General features: G+C 67.1%; 19 protein-coding genes and 1 pseudogene. 11 read left to right on the forward strand and 9 right to left on the reverse strand.

Annotated elements, in window-relative coordinates:
* Nucleotides 1–43: 43 nt before the first annotated feature.
* Entirely contained in the window at nucleotides 44–841 is a 798-nt protein-coding gene (locus tag QLQ15_RS16635; RefSeq protein WP_283213857.1) for a M15 family metallopeptidase, read from the forward strand.
* A gap of 105 nt (nucleotides 842–946) precedes the next feature.
* The gene (locus tag QLQ15_RS16640) at nucleotides 947–1633 is read left to right on the forward strand and encodes an SEL1-like repeat protein (protein ID WP_283213858.1); all 687 of its coding nucleotides are present in this window, start codon (nucleotides 947–949) and stop codon (nucleotides 1631–1633) included.
* Nucleotides 1634–1636: 3 nt separating this feature from the next.
* On the opposite strand, the gene QLQ15_RS16645 is transcribed toward QLQ15_RS16640, so the two are convergent.
* The 7 genes and pseudogenes from QLQ15_RS16645 to QLQ15_RS16675 all read right to left on the reverse strand — a co-directional run bounded on the left by QLQ15_RS16645 (nucleotide 1637) and on the right by QLQ15_RS16675 (nucleotide 6867).
* Complete coding sequence (locus QLQ15_RS16645; RefSeq protein ID WP_283213859.1) at nucleotides 1637–2008, reverse strand: hypothetical protein; 372 nt, start codon at nucleotides 2006–2008, stop codon at nucleotides 1637–1639.
* A 135-nt stretch (nucleotides 2009–2143) separates the two neighbouring features.
* Nucleotides 2144–2818: a DNA-3-methyladenine glycosylase family protein gene (locus QLQ15_RS16650; protein WP_283213860.1), complete on the reverse strand. Its 675-nt coding sequence runs from the start codon at nucleotides 2816–2818 to the stop codon at nucleotides 2144–2146.
* A 2-nt stretch (nucleotides 2819–2820) separates the two neighbouring features.
* Nucleotides 2821–3198 carry a DUF423 domain-containing protein gene (locus QLQ15_RS16655; protein ID WP_283213861.1) on the reverse strand — a complete coding sequence of 126 codons (378 nt, stop codon included), beginning with the start codon at nucleotides 3196–3198 and terminating at the stop codon, nucleotides 2821–2823.
* Between the two features lie 112 nt (nucleotides 3199–3310).
* The gene (locus QLQ15_RS16660) at nucleotides 3311–4387 is read right to left on the reverse strand and encodes a polyketide cyclase (RefSeq protein ID WP_283213862.1); all 1077 of its coding nucleotides are present in this window, start codon (nucleotides 4385–4387) and stop codon (nucleotides 3311–3313) included.
* Between the two features lie 344 nt (nucleotides 4388–4731).
* Nucleotides 4732–4800, reverse strand: a pseudogene (locus tag QLQ15_RS16665) (DNA-binding response regulator); the annotation flags it as partial.
* A gap of 232 nt (nucleotides 4801–5032) precedes the next feature.
* The gene (locus tag QLQ15_RS16670) at nucleotides 5033–5674 is read right to left on the reverse strand and encodes a response regulator (RefSeq protein ID WP_283213863.1); all 642 of its coding nucleotides are present in this window, start codon (nucleotides 5672–5674) and stop codon (nucleotides 5033–5035) included.
* A complete protein-coding gene (locus QLQ15_RS16675) occupies nucleotides 5671–6867 on the reverse strand; it encodes a sensor histidine kinase (RefSeq protein ID WP_283213864.1) in 1197 nt (398 codons plus the stop codon). Before QLQ15_RS16675 ends, QLQ15_RS16670 begins: the two co-directional genes overlap by 4 nt.
* Before the next feature lie 151 nt (nucleotides 6868–7018).
* Between QLQ15_RS16675 and QLQ15_RS16680 the strand changes: the two genes are divergently transcribed.
* From QLQ15_RS16680 to QLQ15_RS16720, 9 genes are all read left to right on the forward strand, one after another.
* Nucleotides 7019–7627: a GNAT family N-acetyltransferase gene (locus QLQ15_RS16680; protein WP_283213865.1), complete on the forward strand. Its 609-nt coding sequence runs from the start codon at nucleotides 7019–7021 to the stop codon at nucleotides 7625–7627.
* Entirely contained in the window at nucleotides 7624–8415 is a 792-nt protein-coding gene (minC, locus tag QLQ15_RS16685; RefSeq protein WP_283213866.1) for a septum site-determining protein MinC, read from the forward strand. Before QLQ15_RS16680 ends, minC begins: the two co-directional genes overlap by 4 nt.
* A 25-nt stretch (nucleotides 8416–8440) precedes the next feature.
* The gene (gene minD / locus QLQ15_RS16690; protein ID WP_283213867.1) at nucleotides 8441–9250 is read left to right on the forward strand and encodes a septum site-determining protein MinD; all 810 of its coding nucleotides are present in this window, start codon (nucleotides 8441–8443) and stop codon (nucleotides 9248–9250) included.
* 2 nt (nucleotides 9251–9252) lie between these two features.
* Complete coding sequence (gene minE, locus QLQ15_RS16695) at nucleotides 9253–9519, forward strand: cell division topological specificity factor MinE (RefSeq protein ID WP_283213868.1); 267 nt, start codon at nucleotides 9253–9255, stop codon at nucleotides 9517–9519.
* A 111-nt stretch (nucleotides 9520–9630) separates the two neighbouring features.
* Nucleotides 9631–10110 (forward strand): hypothetical protein, encoded by a 480-nt coding sequence (locus QLQ15_RS16700; RefSeq protein ID WP_283213869.1) that lies wholly within the window; start codon nucleotides 9631–9633, stop codon nucleotides 10108–10110.
* A 157-nt stretch (nucleotides 10111–10267) separates the two neighbouring features.
* Nucleotides 10268–12280, forward strand: a complete 2013-nt coding sequence (locus QLQ15_RS16705; protein WP_283213870.1) for a M2 family metallopeptidase — start codon at nucleotides 10268–10270, stop codon at nucleotides 12278–12280.
* A 157-nt stretch (nucleotides 12281–12437) separates the two neighbouring features.
* A complete protein-coding gene (locus QLQ15_RS16710) occupies nucleotides 12438–13898 on the forward strand; it encodes an amidohydrolase family protein (RefSeq protein ID WP_283213871.1) in 1461 nt (486 codons plus the stop codon).
* Nucleotides 13899–13944: 46 nt separating this feature from the next.
* Nucleotides 13945–15033, forward strand: coding sequence for an aromatic ring-hydroxylating oxygenase subunit alpha (locus QLQ15_RS16715; protein ID WP_283213872.1), 1089 nt, complete (start codon nucleotides 13945–13947; stop codon nucleotides 15031–15033).
* Between the two features lie 165 nt (nucleotides 15034–15198).
* Nucleotides 15199–16473, forward strand: coding sequence for an amino acid permease (locus tag QLQ15_RS16720; protein ID WP_283213873.1), 1275 nt, complete (start codon nucleotides 15199–15201; stop codon nucleotides 16471–16473).
* Between the two features lie 3 nt (nucleotides 16474–16476).
* On the opposite strand, the gene QLQ15_RS16725 is transcribed toward QLQ15_RS16720, so the two are convergent.
* Together QLQ15_RS16725 and QLQ15_RS16730 are read right to left on the reverse strand one after the other, a co-directional pair.
* Nucleotides 16477–17730 carry a multidrug effflux MFS transporter gene (locus tag QLQ15_RS16725; RefSeq protein ID WP_283213874.1) on the reverse strand — a complete coding sequence of 418 codons (1254 nt, stop codon included), beginning with the start codon at nucleotides 17728–17730 and terminating at the stop codon, nucleotides 16477–16479.
* Between the two features lie 164 nt (nucleotides 17731–17894).
* Nucleotides 17895–18317, reverse strand: a complete 423-nt coding sequence (locus tag QLQ15_RS16730) for a VOC family protein (RefSeq protein ID WP_283213875.1) — start codon at nucleotides 18315–18317, stop codon at nucleotides 17895–17897.
* Between the last annotated feature and the right edge of the window lie 66 nt (nucleotides 18318–18383).

Here is an 18383-nt window from a genome sequence, read left to right on the forward strand (position 1 = left end):
GACTGCATGGCATCGCCTGCCCCGTGCGGTTAACCTGCGGCCCATGCGCGGCCAGCCCAGGATCCTGATCAATACGCCGGAGATCGAACTCTGGCCCAGTGGACTATTGCGCGCGCGCAGCAATTTCGATGCGCGGGCGCTGGCGCGCGCACGCCATGTGCTACGCCGCAAGCGCGACGGCCGGTACCTCGCGGCCGACCTGCCCGAAGGGCTGCTCGCGCTGATTCCGCAGCTCCGGCGCGAACCCGGCCTGGACGCCGCACTGGATGCCATCGAAGCGCCGCCCGCGCACCTGCGCGCCGGCATCGAACACGTGCGCGAACTGCCGCTGGATCGCCTGGAAGAACGCCTGCACGGGCTTGGCCTGGATGGCGAGTACGGCGAACGCACCGGTCTGCCGCTGGTGGCCGAACCGGACTGGCTGGCCTTCGCCGGTTTCGACCGTTATCGCCGTCCGTTGTGGCTGCACGTCGGAGCCGCGCGCGCGTGGACGCACCTGCGCGAGGCCGCGCAGCGCGACGGCCTGGTGCTGGAGGCGATTTCCGGCTATCGCAGCCACGATTACCAGCTCGGCATTTTCGAACGCAAGCTTGCGCGCGGCCTGACGGTGGAGGAGATTCTCACGGTCAACGCCGCGCCCGGCTACAGCGAGCATCATTCCGGTCTGGCGCTCGACATCGGTGCCCCGGGCGAACCGCCGGCGGAGGAATCGTTCGAGAACACCGCCGCCTTCGCCTGGCTGCGCGACAACGCGCAGGCCTTCGGCTTCGTGATGAGCTATCCGCGCGACAACCCGCACGGCATCGTCTACGAGCCTTGGCATTGGTACTTCACCGGCTGACCGGCGCGTCGCGCCAATTCGCAATTTCAGCACTTGTCCGCAGCACGCGGGCGGCGTAAAGAAACCGGGCCGCACCCACGCCACCGCGCTGGAAAGGACCTGACGATGCGCTACCGGATCGCCCTGCTGGTCGTTGTGCTGCAGTTGCCCTTCGCAACGATGGCCGGCGACCAGCTCCATTGGCGCGAGCGCAACGTCATGGCCGACGAAACCTACCTGCGCTACCACCCCGACCAGCAATACCGGAACCTCGCGCTGGAGGCTTACGCACAGCAGGACTACGCGAGCGCACTGTCTTACTTCCTGGAGGCTGCACGCTACGCGGACAAGGCATCGCAGGCGTTCATCGCCGGCATGTACTGGGAGGGCCTTGGGGTGCCATCCGACCCGGCGATGGCCTACGCATGGATCGATCTGGCCAGCGAGCGGCGCACGCCCGAGCTGCTCGCGTATCGCGAGCACTACTGGTCGCAACTCGATGCGTCGCAACGCGAACGGGCATCGGCGATCGGTCTCGACCTGTACGCGAAATACGGCGACGACGTCGCGCAGGAACGACTGGAACGCGTGATGTTGAAGGGACAAAGCCGTGCCGCCGCGACGCGCTCGCCGTATCTGTACGTCAACGGACACGTGGAGTGGTATCAGCCGAAGTTCTGGCGCCCCACGCAGTACTGGGCGTTCCAGGAAACGTTGATACGCGACGCCATGCCGCCCGTCGATGCGCAGGGCAAGGTCCGCGTGCGTCCGCTGGAACCCATCCGCGATCGGCCTGCCGACGACCGGCCCTGAGGCTCACTCCTTGTCGAGCGTGACCCGCACTCCGGCGACGGTCTGCTGCGTGATCGCCAGTTCGAAGTCCGCGCTGTTGCCGCGCTTCTTCACCAGCACGTCCTCGCCATCGTCGACCTCGACCTTGTAGCGGTCGCCGAACTTGGCCCGCAGGCTGTCGCGGATCAGTCGCGCGATGTGGTTCTCGCCGGCGTCCTTCGGTACCTGCACGGTGACATCCACCGGCGGCGCATTCGTCGGCGCCAGGCGGATCACCAGGACACCGTCGCTATCGGCGTCGCTGCTGACCTGGATGCGCCACTTGTTGGAGGGAGCGGCCATCGCGACACCCGCGAGCAGGGCGAGAACCAGTGCGACGACCGGGGCTTTCCGCATTGCCGAACGTTGGAGCGATCGCATGACGCACCTCCTGCAGGGATGAGGGTCCTTGGCGACGCGAGTCTAGGCATGCGCGCGTCATGCCGGCGTCGCTGCAGGATCACGCTGGAACCGGCCGCGAACGGCCTGCGCTCACCCCTGCGAACGTGGGGTCGGTGTCTTTGCCTCGGCCGCCAGGTCGGCGATCCGCCACAGGTACAGGCTGGCGTAGGTCCGGTACGGGCCCCAGCGTTCGCCGGTGGCCAGCAGCTCCTTCGGTGTCGGCATCGTTTCCAGCTCGTCCACCCGCTGCGCGCCCTTGCGGATGCCCAGGTCGTCCACCGGCAGCACGTCCGGCCGGCCCAGGCGGAACATCAGCATCATCTCCACCGTCCACCGGCCGATCCCGCGCACGGGCACCAGCGCCGCGATGATGGCGTCGTTGTCCATGGTGCTCATGCGGCGCAGGTCCGGGATCTCGCCACGCGCCTCGCGCGCCGCCAGGTCGCGCAGGGCCAGGGCCTTGTTGCCCGACACACCGCACGCGCGAAGGCCCGCATCGTCGATGCGCGCGAGCGTGTCGCAGTGGAAGCGCGCACTGTCGATGGCCGTTTCCACCCGGCCCACGATCGTCGCAGCGGCCTTGCCGCTGAGCTGCTGGTAGAGGATGGCGCGCGCAAGTGCGTCGACCGGATCGAACGATTTGCGCCAACGCGCATCGGCCTCGATCGGCCCCAGTTTCTTCATCCACCGCGCCAGCTTCCGGTCGCGCTTGAGCAGATGCGCATGCGCCGCTTCGGTGTCGAATCCCCGCGAATGGCGCGGCATGGTCAGTGCCTCAGGGCGTCGATGGCGATCAACAACCAGGACACGATCATCGCCATTCCGCCGATGGGCGCCAGCGTGGTCCGCGTTCCAGCGAACACCGCCAAGGCGAGACTGCCGGAAAACAGCAGCGTCCCCAGCAGCAGCGTGGACAGTGCGAACGTGCGCAGCGCGCGCGGACGACGGGCCGCCAGCGTCGCGAGCGCGATGCCGTGACCGAACGCGAACAGCGCTGCGTTGTGCATGCGGGAGGCGTCGACGCCCTGAGCCGCGTGCGCCGCATAGGCCGCCATCGCGACCGATGCCGCGGCGAGCAGCGCACCGGCAGCCGCAAGCAGGCGCGTGGCGAGTGGAGCGGAATGCAGGCTCGGGTAATGGGTCATGCACGTGCCCGGCTTGGCGAACAGTCGCCACGATAACAGCCCGCACGCAACCCCAAAAGAAAACGCGCCGCGGAATCCGCGGCGCGTTGTTCCCGAAACGGTGCTGGCGGGATTACTTGACCGACCAGAACACGTCGAAGTCGCCTTCCTCGGTGAAGCCGCCGGCAATGCCCGACTTCCAGGCTTCGTACGGACGGTCGACCGTCTCGTAGCCGTGGGTCAGCGACCAGCCGCGCAGTGCATCGCGCACCTTCGGCAGGTTGGCCATGTGGCCCTTGAAGCCCGGCACCATCGCAACGCGACCGGCCTCGTTGAACACGGCGGTGACCGGACCTTCGAGCTTGATGTCGAGCTTGGTGGCCGGACCCGTCGCGCCGATCTTGCGAACCGGCTGGGCGACGTCGAAGGAGTACATATCCGAACCGAACTCGTTCGTGATGATGCGCACCGGACCATCGGCTTCCAGGCCGTTGGCGGCCATCACCTTCTTGATCCATTCGATGTTGCTGTTCATCTGGCCCATGACCTTCTCGTTCGTGCGCTCGACGGCAGCGGTCACGACAAGCAGGTTCTCGGCCGGACGGTCGACGATCTTCGGCGCGCGCGCCGGGTCGTCCTTGCTCAGCTCGGCGTAGTCGAAGTTCGGCACGGCGGCGAGCATGTTGGTCAGGCGACCCAGGCTCATCTTCATGTCCTCGCCGACGCTGCTGCTGACGTACAGGCCAGCGTAGCGACCGATCAGGTTCCAGCCGTAGTCGACGTCGTAGGTCTGGTTGATCTCGACGTTGCGGCCGCCGCGACCGGTCGGCTTGAAGGTGAACTCGGTGCGCTTGTTCTTGCCCGGCTCGATGTCGGTCAGCGCATAGGCGACGCGCTTGCCCGGCTCGCTGGCGGTGATCTCCCAGCTACCCTGGCGCAGGCCCTTTTCCTTGGAGTCGTAGTCCAGACGCGCACCCACGCCCGATTCCGGGCCCGACAGCGTCAGCTTCATCTGCGGGTCCTTCAGGACGAGGATGTTCCAGTCCTTGAAGCGGCGCATGCTATTGAGGGTGTCGTACACGATCGTCAACTTGCGGTTGGTCTCAACCGAGTGCTGCAAGTGACGGCTCGACGGCAGCGCGATGCCTACGACGAGGAACAGCGCGGCAACGATTGCCAAGGAAATCAAAATCTCAATCAGGCGGGTCATTCAGGTTTCTCCGAGGGCCGGACCCGGTTGGACCGGGGCACAGACCGGCAATCGTATCAAGGAAGCCGCGGACGGGGCAGCCGTCCGATGCAAGAAAATCGAGTTGCCGGGCACGGGCCGTGGGACCGCTGCCGCAAAGACAAGTTCGGCAAGCTGCACGGCCGGGGAGCGTCCCTTTACCCCCGGCTCAGCTGGCGCCGAAAGCCTACGCTGGGCCGGCAGCTCCCCCGGAAGCGACGCCCGCCGGGCCGGAGATCGTGTCGGTCGGATCACCTGCAGCCCAAAGGCCTTGAGTACCTGCGCGCGAACGCCCGGCGCGCTGCGCCGGGCCGGGCATCCTGCGGTCAGACCAGCTGCAGCTCGAAGGCCTTGAGCACCGCGCGGGTACGGTCGCGTACGCCGAGCTTGGACAGGGTGAGCGCGCATGTCTGCGAGCCATCGGCTCGCATGCGCGCGAACGCCCGGCGCGCTGCGCCGGACCGGGCATCCCTGCGGTCAGACCAGCTGCAGCTCGAAGGCCTTGAGCACCGCGCGGGTACGGTCGCGCACGCCGAGCTTGGACGGGGTGAGCGCGCATGTCTGCGAGCCATCGGCTCGCATGCGCGCGAACGCCCGGCGCGCTGCGCCGGGCCGGGCATCCTGCGGTCAGACCAGCTGCAGCTCGAAGGCCTTGAGCACCGCGCGGGTACGGTCGCGTACGCCGAGCTTGGACAGGATGTTCGAGACGTGGTTCTTGATCGTGCCCTCGGCCACGCCCAGCGAGTTGGCGATCTCCTTGTTGGAGAAACCACCCGCCATCAAGCGCAGGATTTCCGTCTCGCGCTCGGTCAGCGGATCCGGTCGGTCAAGGCTGACGAAGTCGTTGCGCATGTGCTCCAGCCCCGACAGCAGACGCTGGGTCACCGCCGGCTGCACCAGGGAGCCGCCGTCGGCGACGGCCTGGATCGCGCTGACCAGCTGCTCCAGCGAAACGTCCTTGAGCAGGTAGCCCTTGGCACCGGCCTTCAATCCGGCCAGCACCAGCTGGTCGTCGTCGAAGGTGGTCAGGATGATCGTCGGCGGCAGGTTGTTGGTGCGCGCCAGCGATTGCAGCGCTTCAAGTCCCGACATCACCGGCATGCGCATGTCCATCAGGACGACGTCCGGCTGGATCTGCGGAATCAATTCGACGGCTTGCCGACCATCGCCTGCCTCGCCCACCACTTCGATGCCCTCGGCCAGCGCCAGCAGCGAACGGACGCCCTGCCGGACCAGCGTCTGGTCGTCGACTATCAACACACGGATCATGCGATGGCTCCTTCGCAGGCAGCGGCCGCGGCCGCCGATGTCGGCAGCGTGAGGTGAAGGCAGAAGCCTGCCCCCGGCCGGGTTTCGATTTTAAGGTCGCCACCGTGCTGCTGGAGGCGTTCGCGCATTCCACGCAGGCCGTTGCCCGCGACGAGGTTGTCGGCACCGTGGCCGTCGTCGCGTGCGCTCATGACGATGCAGTCCGCATGGCGTCCGGCGTTGATCCACAGATTCCGCGCGCCCGCATGGCGCACGGCATTGGTGATGATTTCCTGGGTGCAGCGCAGCAGCACGTGCGCGCGCTCGGGGTCGTCCAGGGTCAGCGGGGCCTGGATGTCCATGTGGATGTCCAGCGCCGGCACGTTCTCGGCCAGCGGCAGCAGCGCGGCGGAGAGGTCGATCGCACCGCCCTCGCGCAGCTGGCTCACGGCCTCGCGCACGTCGGTCAGCAGCAGGCGCGCCAGCGTATGCGCCTGCTGGACGTGCTCCTTGACCCGTCCCTCGGACAGGTGCCCGGCCACTTCCAGGTTGAGGCTGAGCGCGGTGAGGTGGTGGCCCAGCAGGTCATGCAGCTCGCGTGAGATGCGGGTGCGCTCGTTGACGCGGACGCTCTCCCCCAGCAAGGCGCGAGTGGCGCGCAGCTCGGCATTGAGGCGCCGTTGCTCCTCGCGCGCCTCGGCCTGCTGGCGTGCGACCAGGGCCGTCACGAAGACCAGGCTGGAGAAACCCATGTAGCCCAGCGACTGCAGGATCGCCGACATCAGGGGGAAATCCAGTGCCTTCACGAACACCGGGATGATCGCGACATTGCCACCGATCAGCCACGCCAGCCCCCACCGGACCGGCATCAGCCAGGGCAGCAGGCCGGCCACGACCATCAGCAGGATGCTGCCCAGGCCGGTTCCGGAGAAATAACTCACGCCGATGGCGCAACCGGTCAGGACCAGCAGCAGGAAATGGTCCACCGGGCCCGGCCTGCGCTGTCCCAGCTGACGGGTGATCCACCAGTAAACGGCGCCGAAGGCCAGGTAGACCGCCAGCCAGCGCAGCACCTGCAGGGCCGCAGGGCCCTCGGTTTCAGGGGCCAGGATGGCCGGGTCGAGCCAGACGTTGAGCAGCCACAGCCCTACCGCGCCCCAGGTGAACAGGCCCGCGTAGCGCAGCAGTCGGGTGTGGTTGAGGCGGGCCAGCATGCCGGCATGCTAACGGTATCAAGGGTCTGTGGAGCCGTCCGAAAGTCATGCCTCATATCCGAAGCCCGGGTCGCCCGACCGTGACGGCCATGCGATAATCGCCCATCCGGACGTGCCATGCGTCCGGGCCGAGTAATAGCTGGAGTCTGGAATGTCGATCGTCGTCCGCGACGTGCGAGAGCACGAGCTGGATTCCGTCCTTGCCCTCAACAACGCCGCCGGTCCCGCCATCCTCCCGCTGGATGCGGCCAGACTGCGTCACTTCTTCGATACCGCCGAGTACTTCCGCGTCGCCGAGCGCGACGGTGCCCTCGCCGGCTTCCTGATCGGCATGGGCAGCCACGCGGACCATGACAGCAGCAACTTCCGCTGGTTCCACGAGCGCTACCCGAATTTCTTCTACATCGACCGCATCGTGGTGGCCAGTCGGCGCCGCGGCGGTGGTGTCGGCCGCGCGTTCTACGCCGATGCGCAGAGCTACGCCGAACTGCGCTACCCGCAAATGGCCTGCGAGGTGTTCCTCGAAGGCACCAACGATCCCGCCCTGCTCTTCCACGGCAGCTTCGGTTTCCATGAGGTCGGTCAGCACGTGATGGAAGAAGCCGGTGTGCGCGCCGCCATGCTGATGAAACCGCTGTGCAGCTTCGGCTGGGTACGCGAGACCTACGGCGACGCCCTGCCGCAGGTGCCGTGGATCACGCGTCCGCGCACCTCGTCCGGTCCCGCGCACGCCCGTCGGCCCACGGGAACCGCCCTGTGAGCGCGGCCGTGGATTTCGAGCCGGCTGGCGAACTCAAGATCGGCCAAGTCGGCATCGCGAACCTCCGCATCCGCACCCTCGATGTCTCCCGCCTCGTCGAAGAGATGCGCGGCCGCGTGCAGCGCGCGCCCAAGCTGTTCGCGCGCGCCGCGGTGGTGATCGATTTCGGCGGCCTCACCCGCACGCCGGACGAAGCCACCGCGCGGGCGCTGATCGCGGGCCTGCACGAAGCCGGCGTGCTGCCGGTCGCCCTGGCCTACGGCACCGCCGAGACCGAACGCCTGTCCGAAGCGCTGGGCCTGCCTCTGCTGGCTAAATTCCGCGCTTCCTACGAGCGCGACGAGTCCGGCACCGCACCGGAAGCGGCCGCACCCGCACCGCGCCGCGAGCCCGAACCCGTGCCGAAATCCGCTGCGAAGGGCGCGCCGCCTGCGGCCGCGACGCCGGCATCGAACAGCGCACCAGGCATGATCCAGTCCACGCCCGTGCGTTCGGGCCAGCAGATCTACGCTGAAAACCGCGACCTGACCGTTCTTACAACGGTGGGTGCCGGTGCGGAAGTCATCTCCGACGGCTCGGTGCATATTTACGGTCCGTTGCGTGGACGCGCCCTCGCCGGCGCACAAGGCAACGAACAGGCCCGCATCTTCTGCCGCGAGTTCCATGCCGAACTCGTCGCGATCGCGGGGCACTACAAAGTAATGGAAGAGATTCCCAAGGAACTGCGCGGCAAGGCCGTGCAGGTCTGGCTCGAAGACCAACAACTAAAGATCGCGGCTCTGGATTGAGACCGCATTACCGGAGGATTTGAACTTGGCCGAAATCATCGTAGTCACCTCAGGCAAGGGCGGCGTGGGTAAGACCACCACCAGCGCCAGCCTTGCCTGCGGCCTCGCGCGCCGCGGCCACAAGGTCGCCGTCATCGACTTCGACGTCGGCCTGCGTAACCTCGACCTGATCATGGGCTGCGAGCGCCGCGTGGTATACGACTTCGTCAACGTCGTCAACGGCGAAGCGAACCTGAAGCAGGCGCTGATCAAGGACAAGCGCTTCGAGAACCTGTACGTGCTCGCCGCCTCGCAGACGCGCGACAAGGACGCGCTGACCAAGGAAGGCGTGCAGACGGTGCTCGACGCCCTGGTCGCCGACGGCTTCGACTACATCGTGTGCGACTCGCCGGCGGGCATCGAGAAAGGCGCCTACCTGGCCATGTACTTCGCCGACCAGGCACTGGTCGTGGTGAACCCGGAAGTCTCCTCGGTACGCGACTCCGACCGCATCCTCGGCCTGCTCGCGTCCAAGACGCGCCGCGCCGAGAACGGCGAGCGCATCAAGGAACACCTGCTGCTCACCCGTTACAGCCCCAATCGCGTGGAAACCGGCGAAATGCTGTCGGTCGGCGACGTCGAGGAAATCCTCGGCCTCAAGACCATCGGCGTGATCCCCGAATCGCCGGACGTGCTCAACGCGTCCAACAAGGGCGAGCCGGTCATCCTGGAAACCGAATCCAACGCGGCCCAGGCCTACGACGACGCCGTCGCGCGACTGCTGGGCGACACCCGGCCGATGCGTTTCACCACTGCTGATAAGAAGGGCTTCTTCAGCAAGATCTTCGGAGGTTGAGGATGGGACTGTTCGATTTCCTGCTCGCCAAGAAGCAGACTGCCTCGATCGCCAAGGATCGCCTGCGCATCATCGTTGCGCACGAGCGCGCCGGCCGCGGCGGCAACAGCCCGGATTACCTGCCGATGCTGCAGCGCGAGCTGCTGGAGGTGATCCGCAAGTACATCAACGTCGACGCGGAAGCCGTGAAGGTGGACCTGATCGGCGAAGGCGACAGCAAGGTCCTGGACATCTCGGTCGCGCTGCCGGAAAACCCCGCGCAGGCGTGAACGCGCCCACGCCCCTCTCCCCGCGGGAGAGGGGTGGTCCCGGCGCGAGCGACGCATCGCCATCGTTGCAACGCCATCGCGCCGCACGCCATACGCTCGATCCGCAACACCATGCTTACTCTCGCCGACATCGACTTCGACGCCGTCGCCGCGCTTCTCGCCGGCTATGGCCTGCAACTGCATCGCATCGATGACGGCCAGCCGATTCCCGGCAGCTACTGGGGCGAATGCGAAGCGGGCCTGATCGGCCACAACGTCTACGCACGCGGCGATACGCCGGTGCATTCGCTGCTGCATGAAGCGGCGCACCTGATCGTGTTGCCGCCCGAGCGACGTGCGCAGGTCCACACCGACGCCACCGATTCGATCGAGGAAGAAGACGCCGTGTGCGTGCTGCAGGCGTTGCTGGGCGATGCCCTGCCCGGCGTCGGCCGCGACCGCGTGCTGGCCGACATGGACGGCTGGGGCTACACCTTCCGGCTGGGCTCGGCGCGCGCCTATTTCGAGCACGATTCCGACATCGCCTGGCAGTGGCTGCATGTGCGCGGTTTGGCGGATGCGCAGGCCCGGGCGCTGTCGTTGCCGGCCTGAACACGGCCTCCGCGCCGCTTCGTCCCCCGTTCGCGCACGGCACGCACGTTTCGCTGCGCCGCACCAACCGGCAGTTCCCTTGCACTGCCGCAGCGCGCCCTCTAGCCTTCCGGGGCCTGCCCGCCGCGCGCGCGCAGACCAACCCGGAGAGAACAGCATGAAACCCGTACGCGCCCTGCTCGCGCTTACCATCACCGCGGCCGTGATCGGCCTGGGCGGTTGCAAGAAGGAACCGACCCCGACCACGACCGGCGGAGCGCCGACCACCGCGCCGGCAGGCGAGACCGCCGACCAGTTCGTCGCGCGCGTCAACGACGAGTACCGGAAGATGTATCCGGAGATGACCGCCGCGCAGTGGCTGTCGTCCACCTACATCAACGACGACAGCGGCCTGCTCGCCGCCAAGGCGAACGAGCGCTACCTCGCGCAGCTCAAGAGCTGGATCGACCAGTCGTTGAAGTTCGAAGGCCAGCAGATGTCGCCGGAAACGGCGCGCGCGATCCAGCTGCTCAAGCTGGGCACCGCGATGCCGCCGCCGAAGGATCCCAAGCATCTGGAAGAGCTCACCCAGATCGCCGCGCGCATGGAACAGATGTACGGCGCCGGCACGTACTGCAGTGGCGAAGGCGACGCGAAGCAGTGCCGCCAGCTCGGCGACCTGGAAGACGTGCTGCGCAACAGCCGCGACTACGACGAACAACTGCAGGCGTGGCAGGGCTGGCACACGATCTCCAAGCCGATGCGCCAGGACTACACGCGCTTCGTCGAACTGGTGAACGAAGGCGCGCGCGACATGGGCTTCGCCGACACCGGCGAGCTGTGGCGCTCCGGCTACGACATGTCGCCGGCGGAAATCGCCGCCGAGAGCGACCGCCTGTGGGGTCAGGTCAAGCCGCTGTACGAACAGCTGCACTGCTACGCGCGCACGCGCCTGGAAGCGAAGTACGGCAACGACCGCGGCCATGTCGCGGGGAACATGCTGCCTGCCCACCTGATGGGCAACATGTGGCAGCAGGACTGGGGCAACCTGTGGGACATCCTGGCGCCGTATCCGAACGCCAGCGTTCCCGAGATCACCAGCGCGCTGGAGTCGCAGTACCGCGCCACGCATGAGGCGCAACTGGCCAAGAACCCGGGCAAGCGCGCACCCAGCGAGCTGGCGCAGATCGAGCAGGACGCGCGACTCGCCTCGGCCAAGCTGATGACCGAGCGCGCGCAGGACTTCTACACCTCGCTCGGCATGCCCAAGCTGCCGGAGAGCTACTGGAACCGCACGCAGTTCATCAAGCCTCGCGACCGCGACGTGGTCTGCCACGCCAGCGCGTGGGACATGAACATGGCCGGCGATGTGCGCACCAAGATGTGCATCAAGCCGAACGAGGAAGACTTCACCACGATCTACCACGAGCTGGGCCACGTCTATTACTACCTGGCCTACAACAAGCTCCCGCCGCTGTTCCAGCAGGGCGCGCACGACGGTTTCCACGAAGCCATCGGCGACACCATCGTGCTGGCGATGACCCCGAAGTACCTGCAGTCGATCGGCCTGGCCGGCGAGCAGCAGGTCAGCGACGAAGCCGTGATCAACGCGCAGATGCGCATGGCGCTGGCGAAGGTGTCGTTCCTTCCGTTCGGCCTGATGATCGACCGCTGGCGCTGGGGCGTGTTCGATGGCTCGATCAAGCCGGGCAACTATAACCAGGCATGGTGGGACCTGAAGGCCAAGTACCAGGGCGTCGCTCCGTCGACACCGCGCGGCGAGGAGTTCTTCGATCCGGGCGCCAAGTACCACGTGCCGGGCAACACGCCGTACCTGCGTTACTTCTTCTCGCACGTGCTGCAGTTCCAGTTCTACAAGTCGCTGTGCGATGCCGCCGGCCACAAGGGCCCGCTGTACGAGTGCAGCTTCTACGGCAACAAGGAAGCCGGTGCGCGCTTCCAGGCGATGCTCAGCAAGGGTGCCAGCCAGCCGTGGCAGAAGACGCTGAAGGAACTCACCGGCGGCGAGAAGATGGACGCCTCCGCGGTGCTGGAGTACTTCGATCCGCTGCAGAAGTGGCTGAAGCAGCAGAACGAAGGCAAGACCTGCGGTTGGGAATCGACCGCTGCAGCTCCGGCCGCTCCGGTGGCGCCGACTGCGCCGAAGCCCGACGTGCCCAAGCAGGGTTGATCCCTGCTTCCACGCAGACGAAACGGCCGGGCTACCCGGCCGTTTCTCTTTCCGGGAGGCCAATCGCGGCATCGCGCCGCGTTTTCCGCCAGTGTTCGCATCGCGCTGCGCGGCGCTGGGGCAGTATGGTGCGGTCAGCCATCGCCACACTTCCTGCATGAACACGCATCCGTTTCTGTCCATCGCCCTCGCCACCACTCTGCCGCTCGCGTCCAACGCGATCGCCGGCGAACACGTGGACCTGCTGGTTCGCGATGCCACCGTGGTTGACGTCGTCGCCGGTTCGCTGCAGCCGCATCGCAGCATCGCCGTGCGCGATGGCCGCATCGTCGCGGTGGTCGATGCGAAGCAGGCGCGCGCCTACGACGCGACGGACGTGCTCGACGCCAAGGGCAAGTTCGCCATTCCCGGCCTGTGGGACATGCACGTGCATTTCGGCGGCGGCGACGCGCTGATCGAGGAGAACCGCAATCTGCTGCCGCTGTACCTCGCCCACGGCATCACCGCCGTGCGCGACGCCGCGGGCGACCTGAGCCCCAGCGTGTTCGCGTGGCGCGACGCGGTCGCCAGGGGCGAACTGTCCGGCCCGCGCATCTTCACGTCCGGCCCGAAGATCGAAGGCTACAAGTCGATCTGGCCGGGCGACCTGGAAATCGGCTCGATCGCGGAGTTGAATGCCGCACTCGACCAACTGCAGGGCTGGAAAGTCGACTTCGTGAAGATCACCGACAACACGCTGTCGCCGGAATTGTTCCTGGCGGCGGTGAAGGAAGCAGACCGTCGCGGACTGAAGACCTCCGCGCACGTGCCGTATGCATTGACGTTGGACGAGGTCAGCGCCGCCGGACTGGATTCCATCGAGCACCTGGATTACGCCTTCAAGGCCGGGTCGCCGCTGGAGAAATCGCTGGGCGAGAAGATCGCCAAGGGCGAGATCACCAGCCACGATGCCTGGACGCAATGGAACGCCACCTTCGATCCGGCGCTGGCACGGGCCGTCTACACGCGCCTGGCGCAGCACGGCACGGCGATCACGCCGACCATCAATGGCAGCCGCGTCGTCACCTACCTCGACCAGGACGATCACCACGACGATCCGTACCTGAAGTACATCGGTCCCGGCCTGCAGGCGACCTACACCTGGCGCGTCGAACGCGCCGCCAAGGACGACGCGCAGGCCATCGCCAAGCGTCACGAACGCTTCGAGAAGAGCGCCACCGTGCTGCCGATGCTGCAACAGGCCGGCGTGACGATCCTCGCGGGCACGGACGCAGGCTTTCTCAATTCCTACAACTACCCCGGCATCGGCCTGCACCAGGAGCTGGGCTGGCTGGTGCACTACGGCCTGACGCCGCAGCAGGCGCTGCAGGCGGCGACGATCAATGGCGCGCGCTTCCTGGGTCATCAGGATGAATACGGCACGCTGGAGGCCGGCAAGGTCGCCGACGTGGTGCTGCTGGACGCCAATCCACTGCGCGACATCGGCGCGACACGGAAGATCCATGCCGTCGTGCAGCACGGGCAGATCCACGACCGCGCCGACCTCGACGCGATGCTGGCCGATGTCGCCTCGCGCGTGGCCCGCCAGCGCGAGGCGGCGGCGAAGGCCGGGCCGTAACGCTCCGCGCTTCCCCAAACGCGGGCGGTGGTCGTACGCTGCGGCAATGAACCGCGCCGACCGCCTTGCCGACCTCGCGCCACAGGCGCTGGACTTCGCCACCGCCCTGCCCGCCCGCTGGTATGCGGACCCAGCGACCGTCGCGATCGACCGGCGCGCCATCTTCGATCGCGGCTGGCAGCTGATCGCGCACGTCTGCCAGCTGCAGGGCGCGGGCGACCACGTGATCGGCGATTTCGCCGGGCTGCCGGTGATCGCGGTGCGCGGCGGCGACGACGTGATCCGCGTCTTCCACAACGTGTGCCGTCATCGCGCCGGGCCCATCGCCAGTTGCGACGGACTGGCAGCCAAGTCGCTGCGCTGCCGGTACCACGGCTGGACCTACACACTGGATGGCGTGCTGCGCTCCGCACCGGAAATGGGCGGCGCGCAGGACTTCAACGTCTCGGACGTGCGTCTGCCGCAGTTGTCGGTGCGCGTGTGGCACGGGCTGGTTTTCGCGACGGTGGACGAAGCGCACGCACCGGCGTTCGACGAGTTCGTGGCCGGCATCGACGAGCGCCTGGGCGCGCATCGCGGACTGGAGCACTACGGCCACCACCACCGCGTGAGCTACGACGTCGCGTGCAACTGGAAGGTCTACGTCGACAACTACCTCGAGGGCTACCACGTCCCGCACATCCATCCGGGCCTCAACAAGCTGCTGGATTACCGCAGCTACGTCACCGAAACGGCGGCTTGGTACTCGTACCAGTGGAGCCCGCTGGAAAGCGGCGACGCGCTCTACGGCGATGGCGATGCCCTGTACTACTGGATGTGGCCCAACACGATGCTCAACATCCTGCCCGGCCGCCTGCAGACCAACCGCGTGATCCCGAAGGGCGTGGACCGTTGCCGCGTCGAGTTCGATTTCTACTACACGCCCGACGATTCCGGCGAAGCGCGTGCGCGTCGCGACGCGGACCTTGCCTTCAGCGATGAAGTGCAGTTGGAAGACCTCACCATCTGCGAGGACGTACAACGGGGTCTGTCGTCCGGCTCGTATGAACCGGGCCGCCTGAACCCGCTGCGCGAGAACGCGGTGCATCACTTCCACGAATTGCTGCGTGCGGTTTATCGCGCGGATGCGGGTTGAATCCTTGCGCTGTGAGCCGTCATCCCCGCGAAGGCGGGGATCCGACTGCGGATGTATCACGCGCTCCGGAGAACGGAATTTCACCGGACGCGTGGATCCCCGCCTTCGCGGGGATGACAGCAGGTGCAACGCTGACTCCATGCCGCAGTACGGGACTGTCCGCGCATGAGCGCATCGCGTCCGCTGGGCGTCTGGTCCGCCGCCGCCCTGGTCGTCGGCAGCATGATCGGCTCGGGCGCGTTCCTGCTGCCCGCGGCGCTGGCGCCCTACGGCGCGGCCAGCCTGCTCGGCTGGGGTATCACGCTGGCCGGCGCTGTGTTGCTCGCACTCACGTTCGCGCAGCTGTCGATGCGCTGGCCGCAGACCGGCGGCCCGTATGTGTACGCACGCAATGCCTTCGGTGAACTGCCCGGCTTCATCATCGCGTGGAGTTACTGGATCTCGATCTGGTGCGCCACCGCAGCCATCGCGGTCGCCTTCGCCGGCAGCATGGGCGCCATATTCCCCACACTCACCGCCACGCCGCTGCGCGCCGCGTTGTGCGCATTGGGTGCCCTGTGGCTATGCAGCGCCATCAACCTGGCCGGTGTGCGCGAGGCCGGACGCGTGCAGCTGCTCACCACCGTGCTCAAGTTGCTGCCATTGCTGCTGTTCGGCGGCATCGCGCTGTGGTGGGTCGACACGCGTCACTTCACGCCATTCAACCCGACGGGCCAATCGCTGCCGGCCGTCGCCCACGCAACCGTTGCGCTGACCTTGTGGGCACTGCTTGGGTTGGAGGCCGCCACCGTTCCCGCCGGCTCCATAGAGAACGCCGAACGCACGGTGCCGCGCGCGACGGTGTTCGGCACGCTGTTGGCGGGCGTGGCGACCATCCTGGCGTGCACGGCCGTGATCGGCCTGCTGCCGATGGAGTCGCTGAAGGAATCGCAAGCCCCCATGGCCGATGCGGCGCGCGCACTGTGGGGACCGGCTGCCGGCATCGGCCTGGCAATGGCCATGGCCGTGTCCTGCTTCGGCGCGCTCAACGGCTGGGTGTTGCTGTCGGCACAACTGCCATTGGCCGCCGCGCGCGATCGCGTGTTTCCCGCGTTCTTCGCGCGACTGGATGCGCGCGGAACGCCGGTCGCGGGCATCGTGGTCAGCAGCCTGCTGTCCAGCGCGCTGGTCGCCGCGAACTACAGCCGCTCGCTGGTGCAGGTGTTCACGTTCTCGATCCTGCTCTCCACCGCCGCGACGCTGCTGCCCTATGTCGTCAGCAGTGCCGCATGGCTGGTGCGCGGCGTGGGCGTACCCGGCCGCATCGTCGCCGCGCTTGCGCTGGTCTACAGCCTGTATGCCCTGCTGGGCATCGGCGGCGAGGCACTGGTGTGGGGCGGCGTTCTCGTTGCCGCCGGATTGCCACTGCACGCGTGGCTGCGCCATCGAAAGCCGGGCTGAGGCTTACAGCGTCTCGCCCGGCACGGTACCGGCGGCCTCGCCCAGGCTGCGCGTGCGCGAGACACGCAGCTCCCAGCGCCAGAACATGAACCCCAGCATCAGGAACACGATCGCCGAAGCCACCAGCCACAGCGCATGGTCGCTGATCCACGGCGACAACACGCCGGCGATCGCCGCGTTCAACACCAGGCTGGTGAACGCCTGCAGCGACGACGCCGAGCCGCGCTGGCGCGGATACATGTCCAGGATCGCCAGCGTGACGATGGGAAACACCAGCGCGATGCCGAACGCGTGCAGCATCATCGGCAGTACGGCCCATGGCACGCGCGGCACGTCGACCAGCAGGTTGTAGCCCAGGTTCAGCGCCACGGCGATGGCCGAGCAGCCGAAGCCGATGGCCACCAGTCTCTCGCCCGTCACCTTGCCGGCGGTGCGGCCGGACACGAACGCGCCCATCACCATGCCGCTGATCATCGGCACGAAGAACCAGCCGAACTCGCGCTCGCTGAGCTTGAGGATGTCCATCACGAAGGCCGGTGCGGACGCGATGTACACCCACAGCGCGGCGAAGTTGAACGCGCTGGCCGCGGCCAGTCTCTGGAAGCGTGGGTTGAGGACGATGGCGATGTAGTCGCGCAGCAGGTGGCGTGGCACCAGCGGCAATCGCGCCGCCGGCGGATGCGTCTCGGGCAGCACGCGCCAGGTCGCCACCAGCAGCACCACCGAGAACACGACCAGGAACCAGAAGATCGCCGGCCAATGGCTCCAGCCCAGGATCCAGCCGCCGATGATGGGCGCCACCGCGGGCGCGACGCCGAAGATCATCGACACATGGCTCATCAGGCGCTGCGCATCGTGACCGTGCAGCACGTCGCGGATCACCGCGCGCCCGACGATCAGGCCCACGCCCGACGACAACCCCTGCAATGCGCGGAACGCGAGCAGCGTCGGCAGGTCCTTCGCCAGCGCACATCCGGCCGATGCCAGCGCGAACACCACCAGCCCGCCCAGGATCACGCGACGCCGCCCGATCGCATCCGACAGCGGGCCGTGCACGATGCTCATCAGCGCGTACGCGACCAGGTAAGCGCTGATGGTCTGCTGCATCGCCAGCTTGTCGGCACCGAACTGCGCGCCGATGGACGGAAACGCAGGGAAGATCGTATCGATCGAGAACGGGCCGAACATCGCCAGGCCGCCGAGCAGCAGTGCGAGACGTCGGACGGAGATGGAAAGCGTGGCGGGTTGGCTGGGCATTTGGTACGGCTTGTGTGTTGTTCGTCATTCCCGCGAAAGCGGGAATCCAATTGTCAGAGCCGATTCCGCCTTCCGTAAAGCGTGATGCCGCCAACGTTGGATTCCCGCCTTCGCGGGAATGACGGCACCTGCTTTCGCGGGAATGACGTGGGAAAGGTAGACGCTCAGGGAACGTCCGGCGGTCCCTTGAGTTCGACGAGGTTGCCTTCCGGGTCGTAGAGATACTGCGACGGGCCTTCGCCTTCGGCACCGTAGCGCGTGCCGAACTCGGCCACACGAACGTCGTGCGCGGCCAGATGCGCGACGATGGCCTCCTGGTCGAAGGGTTCCGCACGCAGGCACAGGTGGTCCATGTTGTGGCCGTCATGGCCCGGCGCCGCGCCGCCCTTGAGGCCGAGCGTGCCCTGCACGTCGACCAGGTCGATCAGCGAACGGCCCGCGCGCAGCTGGATCAGGCCGATGGCCTCCTGCCGGCGTTCGATGCTGCAGCCCAGCACGTCGCAATAGAACGCCATCATTCCGACGACATCGCGCACGCGCAGTACGACATGGTCGATCTGCTGCAGCTGGAAGGGCGGTGCGGGCATGGGCGGCCTCCTTGCGCGGTGACGACAGGATACAGCCAGGCCTGCTTGCAGGACCCGCCACTTCGC

This window comes from Lysobacter stagni (assembly GCF_030053425.1).
GTDB classification, from domain to species: Bacteria; Pseudomonadota; Gammaproteobacteria; order Xanthomonadales; family Xanthomonadaceae; genus Lysobacter_J; species Lysobacter_J stagni.

Bases quoted from the DNA above. Each gene is read 5' to 3' on its own strand.
- QLQ15_RS16730 (WP_283213875.1), bottom strand. From the start codon at position 18,317: ATGCCCGCACCGCCCTTCCAGCTGCAGCAGATCGACCATGTCGTACTG.
- QLQ15_RS16725 (WP_283213874.1), bottom strand. From the start codon at position 17,730: ATGCCCAGCCAACCCGCCACGCTTTCCATCTCCGTCCGACGTCTCGCA.
- QLQ15_RS16710 (WP_283213871.1), top strand. From the start codon at position 12,438: ATGAACACGCATCCGTTTCTGTCCATCGCCCTCGCCACCACTCTGCCG.
- QLQ15_RS16660 (WP_283213862.1), bottom strand. From the start codon at position 4,387: ATGACCCGCCTGATTGAGATTTTGATTTCCTTGGCAATCGTTGCCGCG.
- QLQ15_RS16700 (WP_283213869.1), top strand. From the start codon at position 9,631: ATGCTTACTCTCGCCGACATCGACTTCGACGCCGTCGCCGCGCTTCTC.
- QLQ15_RS16680 (WP_283213865.1), top strand. From the start codon at position 7,019: ATGTCGATCGTCGTCCGCGACGTGCGAGAGCACGAGCTGGATTCCGTC.
- QLQ15_RS16635 (WP_283213857.1), top strand. From the start codon at position 44: ATGCGCGGCCAGCCCAGGATCCTGATCAATACGCCGGAGATCGAACTC.
- QLQ15_RS16675 (WP_283213864.1), bottom strand. From the start codon at position 6,867: ATGCTGGCCCGCCTCAACCACACCCGACTGCTGCGCTACGCGGGCCTG.
- minE (WP_283213868.1), top strand. From the start codon at position 9,253: ATGGGACTGTTCGATTTCCTGCTCGCCAAGAAGCAGACTGCCTCGATC.
- QLQ15_RS16645 (WP_283213859.1), bottom strand. From the start codon at position 2,008: ATGCGGAAAGCCCCGGTCGTCGCACTGGTTCTCGCCCTGCTCGCGGGT.
- QLQ15_RS16715 (WP_283213872.1), top strand. From the start codon at position 13,945: ATGAACCGCGCCGACCGCCTTGCCGACCTCGCGCCACAGGCGCTGGAC.
- QLQ15_RS16650 (WP_283213860.1), bottom strand. From the start codon at position 2,818: ATGCCGCGCCATTCGCGGGGATTCGACACCGAAGCGGCGCATGCGCAT.
- QLQ15_RS16655 (WP_283213861.1), bottom strand. From the start codon at position 3,198: ATGACCCATTACCCGAGCCTGCATTCCGCTCCACTCGCCACGCGCCTG.
- QLQ15_RS16670 (WP_283213863.1), bottom strand. From the start codon at position 5,674: ATGATCCGTGTGTTGATAGTCGACGACCAGACGCTGGTCCGGCAGGGC.
- QLQ15_RS16705 (WP_283213870.1), top strand. From the start codon at position 10,268: ATGAAACCCGTACGCGCCCTGCTCGCGCTTACCATCACCGCGGCCGTG.
- QLQ15_RS16640 (WP_283213858.1), top strand. From the start codon at position 947: ATGCGCTACCGGATCGCCCTGCTGGTCGTTGTGCTGCAGTTGCCCTTC.
- QLQ15_RS16720 (WP_283213873.1), top strand. From the start codon at position 15,199: ATGAGCGCATCGCGTCCGCTGGGCGTCTGGTCCGCCGCCGCCCTGGTC.